At 77.3% G+C, this 8,687-nt stretch carries 7 protein-coding genes; 6 read left to right on the top strand and 1 reads right to left on the bottom strand.

Translation table 11 applies throughout. The features are described 5' to 3' along the window. The coding region (locus tag PSR1_RS19585) for an MBL fold metallo-hydrolase (RefSeq protein WP_237758160.1) at positions 1 to 842 on the bottom strand (842 nt) is incomplete at its 3' end. A gap of 89 nt (positions 843 to 931) precedes the next feature. On the opposite strand from PSR1_RS19585, the gene PSR1_RS19580 reads away from it, so the two are divergent. The 6 genes from PSR1_RS19580 to PSR1_RS19555 form a co-directional block, all read left to right on the top strand. After that, complete coding sequence (locus tag PSR1_RS19580; RefSeq protein ID WP_059439099.1) at positions 932 to 1,837, top strand: LysR family transcriptional regulator; 906 nt, start codon at positions 932 to 934, stop codon at positions 1,835 to 1,837. A 112-nt stretch (positions 1,838 to 1,949) separates the two neighbouring features. Continuing rightward, positions 1,950 to 4,028 carry an amidohydrolase family protein gene (locus PSR1_RS19575; RefSeq protein ID WP_059439098.1) on the top strand — a complete coding sequence of 693 codons (2,079 nt, stop codon included), beginning with the start codon at positions 1,950 to 1,952 and terminating at the stop codon, positions 4,026 to 4,028. Between the two features lie 39 nt (positions 4,029 to 4,067). Beyond that, on the top strand, positions 4,068 to 4,919 hold the full coding sequence (locus PSR1_RS19570) for a hypothetical protein (RefSeq protein ID WP_059439097.1): 852 nt from the start codon (positions 4,068 to 4,070) through the stop codon (positions 4,917 to 4,919). A gap of 176 nt (positions 4,920 to 5,095) precedes the next feature. Continuing rightward, positions 5,096 to 6,481, top strand: a complete 1,386-nt coding sequence (locus PSR1_RS19565; protein ID WP_059439096.1) for a nitrogen regulation protein NR(II) — start codon at positions 5,096 to 5,098, stop codon at positions 6,479 to 6,481. Further along, on the top strand, positions 6,456 to 7,856 hold the full coding sequence (locus PSR1_RS19560) for a sigma-54 dependent transcriptional regulator (protein WP_059439095.1): 1,401 nt from the start codon (positions 6,456 to 6,458) through the stop codon (positions 7,854 to 7,856). The genes PSR1_RS19565 and PSR1_RS19560 overlap by 26 nt, the downstream gene beginning before the upstream one ends. A 177-nt stretch (positions 7,857 to 8,033) precedes the next feature. Next, the coding region (locus PSR1_RS19555) for a TolC family protein (protein ID WP_160309040.1) at positions 8,034 to 8,687 on the top strand (654 nt) is incomplete at its 3' end.

Genomic DNA, 8,687 nt, shown 5'->3' with positions numbered 1-8,687 from the left:
ATGGGCTCCTCCGCGCCGGTCCCCCGCGAGCATACGCCCGCGGCGCCGCGAGGGTCAGGTCCCCGGCGGCGGCAGCGGGATCTCGGCGGTCCCCCGCGCGCCAGCGGCACGAGGCGCGCCTGCTGCCCGAGCGCGGCGAAGGAGCGCTCCAGGTCGGAGGCGGACTCGGTGAAGTGCGCCCAGCCCTCGTTGTGCACCGCCACCAGCGCCGCGCCCGGGAAGGCGCGGGCGGTCTCGAGCGCGTCGTTGACGCTCATGGTGAGGTGGAACGGGCCGCGGGTGCGGGCCGCGCCGGTGAACATGAGCACCACCGCCGGCCGGAAGCGGCGCGCCACCTCCGCCACGCCCTCGTAGAACACGGTGTCGCCGGTCACGTAGACGAGGTCGCGCCCCTCCGGCTCGCTCACCACGAACCCGGTCACCTCGCCGGAGAGCGGCTCGATGCCGGGCGGGCCGTGGCGCGCCGGCGTGGCGGTGACGAGCAGCGAGCCGGCGCCGGCGGCGAGGACGCGGCGCTCCCACGGGGCGAGCCCCTCGGCGCCCTCGAGCCGGCCGGCGCCCTCGCGCGTGGTGAGGACCCGGCGCGCGCCGCGCAGGAACGCGCGCCCGGCCGGGTCGAGGTTGTCGGCGTGCTGGTCGTGGCTGAGCAGCACCGCGTCCACCGCGCCCACCTCCGCGGCGGCGAGCGCGGGGCCGGTGCGCTTGGTGAGCGTGACCGCGCCGCCCGACGACGGGTAGGCGCCGGGCGCGTCGAACGTCGGGTCGGTGAGCAGGCGCAGCCCGCCCAGCTCGAGGAGCACGGTGGGGCCGCCGATCAGGGTGATGCGAACCGTCCGGGCCATGTGGGACCTCCGGGGCGGGCTCCGGGCATCGGAGGGGCCGCGCCGCACGCCGGAACCTGCCGCGGCGCCGCCTGTGCGACAATGCGCAGATGCGCACGATCGCCGATCGACATCGCACAGGCGCGCTCGACTGGGAGGACGTCCGCTGCTTCGCCGCGCTGGCGCGGGCGGGCAGCCTCTCCGGCGCGGGGCGCGCGCTGGGCGTGAACCACGCCACGGTGGCGCGGCGGGTGGCCGCGCTGGAGCGGGTCCTCGGGCGGCGGCTGCTGGAGCGCCGGCCGGACGGGGTCCGCCTGACCGCCGCCGGCGCGGCCGCGCTGGAGCGGGCCCGGGACATGGAGCGGGCCGCCGCGTCGCTCGCCGCCGCGCGGGGCGCGGCGGAGCAGGCCGCGCTGGTCCGCGTCACCGCCACCCGGCCGGTGATCGACGCGTTCCTCCTGCCCCGGCTCGCCCGCGTCCAGGGGCGCCTGCGCGGCTGCGAGCTGGAGCTCATCGGCGAGTCGCGCGCGCTCAGCCTCGCGCGCCACGAGGCCGACCTCGCCATCCGGCTCGGCTCGCCGCGCGGCGAGGACCTGGTGGGCCGCCGCATCGCCACGTTCGCGTACGGGCTATACGCCGCGCCGGCGGTGGCGCGGGCCATCGCCGGCGGCGCGCGGGCGCGCTGGATCGGCTTCGACGAGGCGAGCGCGCACCTGCCGGAGGCGGTGTGGCTGGCCGAGGCGCACCCGGAGGAGCGGCCGTCCTTCCGCGCCAACGGCTTCGGCTCGCAGCAGCTCGCGGCGCGCGCCGGCCTGGGGCTCGCGCTGCTGCCCTGCTACATGGGGGACCCCGACGCCGGGCTCCGCCGCGTCGAGGGCCCGGTCCCGGCGCCGCGGCCGGTCTGGTTGCTGCGCCGCGCCAGCTCGCGCGGCGACCCGGCCATCGGCGCGGTCGCCGCGGCGCTCACGCAGCTGTTCACGGACGCGAGGGCGCTCTTCGCCGGCGACGCCGGCTGAGGCGCGCCGGGAGGATCCCGCGCACCGGGCGGGGCGCCGGATTGTCACGCGCGCCGCCGGCTCGCTAGCGTGCCGATCCGGCGCAGGCGACGGCGCCCGTGCGAGGTGCGCCATGCCCGGTCCCGGCCCGTTCACGTTCGGTCAGCTGCTGCTCGCGCTGTCGCTCGCGGCGGCGCCCGCGGCGGCCCGCTCCGGCCCGCCGGTCCCCGCGCCGGAGCGGCTCGCCTTCCTGATGGGCGGCGAGCGCGTCGGGACGCTCACGGTGACGCGCGCCGGCCGCCGGGTGGACGTGGACTGGCAGGTGGACAACAACGGGCGCGGCCCCAAGGTGAAGGAGCGGGTCGAGCTGGGCGCGGACGGGCTGCCGGCGCGCTGGGAGATCCGCGGCAAGGGGTGGGTGGGCGCGCCGGTGGAGGAGGAGTTCTCGGTCCGGCGCGGCCGCGCGCGCTGGCGCACGCTCGACGACGCGGGCGAGGCGGAGGCCGCCGGCAAGGTGTACGTGCCGAACAACGGGAGCCCGTGGGGGCTCGGGCTGCTGGCGCGCGCGGCGCTCGCCGCGCCGGGCCACCGCGTCGCCGCGCTGCCCGGCGGGGAGGTCCGCGTCGAGCGCGTCCGGGAGGTGGCGCTCGAGGACGGTCCGCCGCTGGGCGTGTACGCGCTGTGGGGGCTCGACCTGTCGCCGACGTTCCTGCTCCTCCGCGCGGACGGCGCGCTCGCCGGCATGATCGCGCCCGGCATCGTGCTGGTGGAGGAGCGGCACGCGTCGCGGTTCGAGGCGCTGTCCCGGCTGGCCGGGGAGCTCGGCGCCGAGTCGCTGCGGCGCCTCACCGGCCGGCTCACGCACCGCTTCGCCGCGCCGGTGTGCCTCACGAACGTGCGCGTGCTCGATCCGGACACCGGCGCGCTCGGCCCGCTCACGAGCGTGGTGGTGTTCCGCGGCGCGGTCGCCTCGGTGCGCGAGGGGCCGCCGCCGGACGGGGCGGTGGTGGTGGACGGGGAGGGCGGCACGGTGCTCCCCGGGCTGCACGACCTGCACTCGCACGACTGGGACTGGGCCGGGCCCATGTACCTCGCCGCCGGGGTCACCTCCATCCTCGACCGCGGCAACGTCAACGACACCCTGCTCGACCTGACCGCGCGGATCGACGCGGGCGAGATGATGGGCCCGCGCGTCGAGCGCGCCGGGTTCCTCGAGGGGCGCAGCCCGTACTCGGCGCGGAACGGGTTCGTGGTGGACCGGCTGGAGGCGGGGCTGGAGAAGGTCCGCTGGTACGCCGACCACGGCTACGCCTCCATCAAGATCTACAACTCCATGCCGCCGGACTGGGTGAGGCCGCTCGCGGCGGAGGCCCACCGGCTGGGCCTGCGCGTCAGCGGCCACGTGCCCGCGTTCGGCACCTCGGAGCGCGCGGTCCGCGACGGCTACGACGAGATCAACCACGTCAACCAGCTCGTGCTCAGCTTCATCATCGACCCGGCGCGCGAGGACACCCGCACGCCGCTGCGCTTCACCGCGCTGGGCGAGCGGCTCGGCAAGCTGGACCTCGCGAGCGCCCCGGTGCAGCGCATGGTCGCGCTCATGAAGGAGCGCGGCACGGTGCTCGACCCCACGCTCGCGATCTTCCAGCAGATGCTGCTCGGCCGCCCGGGCAAGGTGAACGCGGCCGACGCGCCGTGGCTCGACCACATGCCGGTCCCGGTGCAGCGCGCCCGCCGGACCGCCGTCCTGGACGTGAAGCCGGGGCAGTACGCCGCGTACGAGGCCTCGTCCCGCAAGCTCGACGAGGTGGTGCTCATGCTCCACCGCGCCGGGATCCCGCTCGTGCCCGGCACCGACGACGGGATGGCGGGCGTCACGCTCCACAGCGAGCTGGAGGCCTGGGCGCGCGCGGGGATCCCGGCGGCGGACGCGCTGAGGGCAGCCACGATCGGCTCGGCCCGGTGGCTGCGCGAGGACCAGCGGTCGGGCCGCGTCGCGCCGGGCATGCGCGCCGACCTGATGCTCGTCCCGGGCGACCCCACCCGCGACCTCTCGGTGCTGCGCCGGGTGCGGCTGGTCATGAAGGACGGCGCCGTGTACCTGCCCGAGGAGATCCACCGGGCGCTCGGGGTGCGGCCGTTCGCGCCGGCCGTCACCCTCCACGAGCCGGCCCCGGCCCCGTCCGCCCCGCGCGCCAGCGGGGCGCCGTAGCGCACGCCGCGCGCGGCGCCGCGCGCGTAGAATCGCGCCATGCGAGAGCGCCCCGGCGCCCGGGAGCTGGAGGCGGCCGCCGCGGCCCGGTCCCCGCCGCCGGGCCGCCGGCGCGTCCCCGCGTCGGAGCCGCTCGCCATGCTGGTCCGCCGCGGGCTCGAGCCGCGGCCCTCCCGCCCCGACCTGCCGTTCGACCCCGACCTGCCGGCGCCCGCGCTCGACGCCATCGCCGAGCGGCTCGGGCATTACGCGTTCCGGCTGTTCCTGCGCGGCGCCATCCTCGCGCCCGCCGGCTTCCTGCCGTCGGAGGCCACCCGGTACGTGGACGCTGCCCGCGCCCGGGCCATGGCCGAGGACTGCGTCGCGCTCGGCCTCGCCGAGCGGCGCCCGCGGGGGCGCTACCGGCTCCTGCGGCGGGCGCGGTCGTTCGGCGGGACGCTGGAGTGGTGGGTGGCGCGCGAGCTGTCCTCGCGGCTGGGCCTCCAGGTGGCGACCGGCGTGCGCAGCGGCGCGCCGGGCGTGGGCGGGGACCTCGACGTCGTCGCCGCCGCGGAGGGCAAGCTCATGTACCTCGAGCTGAAGTCCGGGCCGCCCAAGCACCTGATGGACGCCGAGGCGGACGCGTTCGTGCGGCGCCTGCGCGCGCTCCGGCCCGACCTCGCCGTGTTCGCCATCGACACCGCGCTCCGCCTCGGCGACAAGGTCCTGCCGCTGCTCGGCCGCGCGCTGGCCCGGGCCGGCGGGGCGGCGCCCGAGCCGCGGCGGCTGGTGCGCGACACCTGGGCCCTCGGCCCGCACCTCTACGTCGCGAGCGCGAAGGAGGACCTCATCGAGAACCTCTCGCGCGCGCTGGCCGACGGGCTGCGCGCGCTCGCGCCGCCGCCGCCCTGAGCGGGCGGCGACGGACGGGCGATCGTGCGGACGGCCCGCCGGGCGTCGCCGGGGCGACGTGACCTGCTCAAGGTTTGAGCAGGCTGTTGGACTTCTGCGCGGCGCGGCGGAAACGGCCGTTGGTCACGTTCCGGGGCGAGCGCGTGCCTTCAGGGCCGGGTTAATCGAGCCGGGCCATGGTCAGAGTCCTCTCCGCCGGCCCGGAACTTGCCTTTCGCTCCGGCGACGTGGTCGCCCCTGCTCGCACCCACCCGCTGGTCGCCGCCGCGCCGCCCTGCCCGATGACGGCGGCGGCGCCGCGGGAGCGCGCCGACCGGTGGCCGCGCCGGGAGGACCTGTTCGCGATCGCCTACTACCTCGCGGCGGCGGCGGTGCTCGCGTGGGCGGGCTACGCGGCCTGGCGGATCGGCGTGGTGCTGGCGGGCGGCGCCGTGCAACAGGTGGGCGTGCGGAGCTGCCGGCGGGGCGACGCGAGCCGGTGCGTCAACGCGACCTTCGACCGGATCGCGCTGTACGTGGTGCTGGGGCAGGCGTCGTTCTTCGTGACGACCGCCCTGGCGGCGGCGGTGACGGGGGGCGAGCGGAGCCCGCTCATCCTCCCGTTCCTCGGGTCGTACTTCGTGGCGGTCTCGGTGGTGGGGGACCGCGTCGCCACCCGCGGGCTGCTCGCGGCGACGGCGTTCGGCGCTGCCGTGCTGGCGCTGCTGCCGGACGCGGTCGCCGGCCCGGAGCTGCCCGCGCTGCAGCGCGGCGTGCTCACGGTGGTGAGCGTGCTCGGCGTCGGGGCGCTGCTCGCGCCGGCGCACGCCGAGACGCGGCGCAAGCGCGATCAGGTGGCCAGGGCCCGGGCCGAGATGGTGTCGGACGCGCTCAGCCGGGCGCAGGGGCTGGAGCAGGTCGGCGCCAAGGTGGCCCACGAGCTGAAGAACCCGCTCACCGGGGTGAAGGCGCTCGTGCAGCTCGGCCTGCGCAGCCCGGCGGAGGCGGCCTCGCACGAGCGGCTCGAGGTGGTGGACCGCGAGGTCACGCGGATGCAGGAGATCATCCAGAACTACCTCTCGTTCAACCGGCCGCTCCAGTCGGTCAACCCGAGGCAGGTGGCGCTCGGGCCGCTCGTCTCCGACACCATGCTGGTCCTGTCCGCCCGCGCCGACGAGGCCCGAGTCCGGCTCTACGCGCGCGGCGACGCGTCGCTCGAGGCGGACCCGCGCCGCCTCAAGGAGGCGCTGCTGAACCTGGTCGCGAACGCCATCGAGGCGACGCCGGCGGGCGGCGAGGTGGTGGTGGAGGCGCGCGAGCTGTCCGGCGACGAGGTGGAGCTGGTGGTGCGGGACACCGGGCGCGGCATGCCGCCGGAGACGCTCCGGCGCATCGGCACCCCGTTCTTCACGACCCGCGACGACGGCACCGGGCTGGGCGTGGTGCTGGCGCGGGCCGTGATCGTGCAGCACGGTGGTACCCTGCGCTACGAGAGCGAGCCGGGGAGCGGGACGAAGGTGCTCGTCACGTTGCCGCGCGCCGCGAAGAGGAGCGGGGATGTCGCGCGTGCTGCTGGTGGATGACGAGCCGTCGGTCCGCGCCGCGCTCAAGGAGCTGGTGCAGGGCCGCGGCTGGGAGCCGGTGCTGGCGTGCTCGGCCACCGAGGCGCTCGAGCAGCTCGAGCGCGCCGACGTGCTGGTGACCGACTTCTCCATGCCGGAGATGGACGGGCTCGCCCTGCTCCAGGCGGTGCGCGAGCGCGACGAGTGGCTCCCGGTCATCCTGCTCACCGCGCACGGCTCGGAGCGCCTGGCGGTGCGGGCCATGAAGGCGGGCGCGTACGAGTACGTGCCGAAGCCGTTCGACGTGGACGAGCTCGCGCTCGCCATCGGCCGGGCGCTGGAGGCGCGGCTGCTGCGGCAGCGCAACCGCCAGCTCACGGTCGAGCACGCCATCGGCCGGCGGCTGGTGTTCGAGTCCGCCAACATGCGCCAGGTGCTGGCCGCCACCGCGCGGGTGGCGGCGCGCGAGATCACGGTGCTGGTGCGGGGCGAGACCGGCACCGGCAAGGAGCTCATCGGCACGCTGCTCCACGCGCTCAGCAAGCGCGCGGGCGGGCCGCTCGTCCGGTTCAACTGCAGCGCCATCCCGGCGGAGCTGGCCGAGGCGGAGCTGTTCGGCCACGTACGCGGGGCGTTCACCGGCGCCGTCCAGGCGCGCCCCGGGTTCTTCGCGCAGGCCGACGGCGGGACGCTGGTGCTCGACGAGGTGGGCGAGCTGCCGCTCGGGATCCAGGCGAAGCTGCTCCGGGCGCTGCAGGAGGGCGAGATCCAGCCGGTCGGCTCGGGCCGGGTGGAGCGGGTGGACGTGCGCATCGTGGCGTGCACGCACCGCGACCTGCGCGCCGACGTGCAGGAGGGGCGGTTCCGCGAGGACCTGTACTACCGGCTGGCGGTGGTGGAGCTGACCGTCCCGCCGCTGCGCGACCGCCGCGAGGACATCCCGGCGCTGGCCCACGAGTTCGCGCTCCGCTACGCCGAGCGCTTCGGGTCGGAGGACGTGCGGCTCGCGCCGGCCCTGATCGACCGGCTGGTGAAGGCCGACTGGCCCGGCAACGTGCGCCAGCTCGAGAACGTGGTGGCGCGGCTGGTGGCCCTGAGCGGCGGGGGCGAGATCGGCCCGGACGCGTTCGAGGCCACCGGCGCCCCGGCCGGCGGGGCGGCCCGGCCGGCGGCCGCGCCGCGCGACGGCGAGGAGACGCGCACGCTCCGCGCGCAGCTCGACGAGCTGGAGCGCGCCGTGATCGCGCGCACCATGGCCGCCGTCCGCGGGAACCAGTCCGAGGCGGCGCGGCGGCTCGGGATCAGCCGGAACACGCTCACCGAGCGGCTGCGGCGCTACGAGCTCGTCACCGACGCCGGCGACGGCGCGGCGGCGACCGCCGGCGCGGCCCGCTGAGCGCCGGCCCCCGGCCGCCGTACCCGATCGCGGTGCTCAGCGCTTGAGCGATCCCGTCGGACCTCGGTACGGCGGCGCGGTGGCGCGGGCCAGCCGCACGCCTGGATCCCGCGGAGTCCCTCGGTTTCGCGGGCCGTGTCGGCGCTGGCGCGCCCGGTGCAAGGTCGCCGGCGAACCATGCCGAGCATCCACCTTCGAATCCTCAAGTACGGCCTCGCGGCGGCGGTCCTCGCGCTCGCCGGCCGGGCGAGCGCGCTGCAGCCGCTCGAGTCCTTCCTGCGCGGTGCGCGCGACGCCAGCCCCGACAACGCCGAGGCGCGCGCGGCGCGCGCGCAGGCGTCGGCGGGCACGCAGGCGGCCCTGGGCCGGGCGCTGCCCGGCGTGTCGCTGCTCGGGACGTACACCCGCAACCAGTACGAGACCCGCATCCCCAGCGCGACCGGGCCGGTGGTCGTCACGCCGCGCGACCAGCTCGACGGGTACGCGACCGTCCACGTGCCGCTGGTGGACCTCGCCACCTTCGCGCGCATCGGCGCGGCGAAGGCCGCCTCCGGAGCGGCCGCCGAGCAGCAGGACGCCACCGAGCTGCGCGTCCAGTCGCTCGTGTCGCGCGAGTACCACCAGCTCGTGGCCAGCCGGGCGCTGGTCGAGGCGTCGCGGCGCGCGCTGGACGTCTCCCGGGCCGGCCTGCGGATCGCCGAGGCGCGCCACGGGGCGGGCTCCACCGCGCTGCTCGACGTGGACCGCGCCCGCGCCGAGGTGGAGCGCAACGTCCAGCAGCTCGCCACGGCGGAGCTGCAGGTCTCGCTCGCCGCGCGCGCGCTCCGGTCG

Source organism: Anaeromyxobacter sp. PSR-1 (assembly GCF_000964525.1).
Lineage (GTDB): Bacteria > Myxococcota > Myxococcia > Myxococcales > Anaeromyxobacteraceae > Anaeromyxobacter.
This window is presented reverse-complemented; position numbering and strand designations above follow the sequence as displayed.

Coding starts and splice junctions, on each gene's coding strand:
- PSR1_RS19575 (WP_059439098.1), top strand. CDS start 1,950: ATGCCCGGTCCCGGCCCGTTCACGTTCGGTCAGCTGCTGCTCGCGCTG.
- PSR1_RS19565 (WP_059439096.1), top strand. CDS start 5,096: ATGGTCAGAGTCCTCTCCGCCGGCCCGGAACTTGCCTTTCGCTCCGGC.
- PSR1_RS19560 (WP_059439095.1), top strand. CDS start 6,456: ATGTCGCGCGTGCTGCTGGTGGATGACGAGCCGTCGGTCCGCGCCGCG.
- PSR1_RS19580 (WP_059439099.1), top strand. CDS start 932: ATGCGCACGATCGCCGATCGACATCGCACAGGCGCGCTCGACTGGGAG.
- PSR1_RS19570 (WP_059439097.1), top strand. CDS start 4,068: ATGCGAGAGCGCCCCGGCGCCCGGGAGCTGGAGGCGGCCGCCGCGGCC.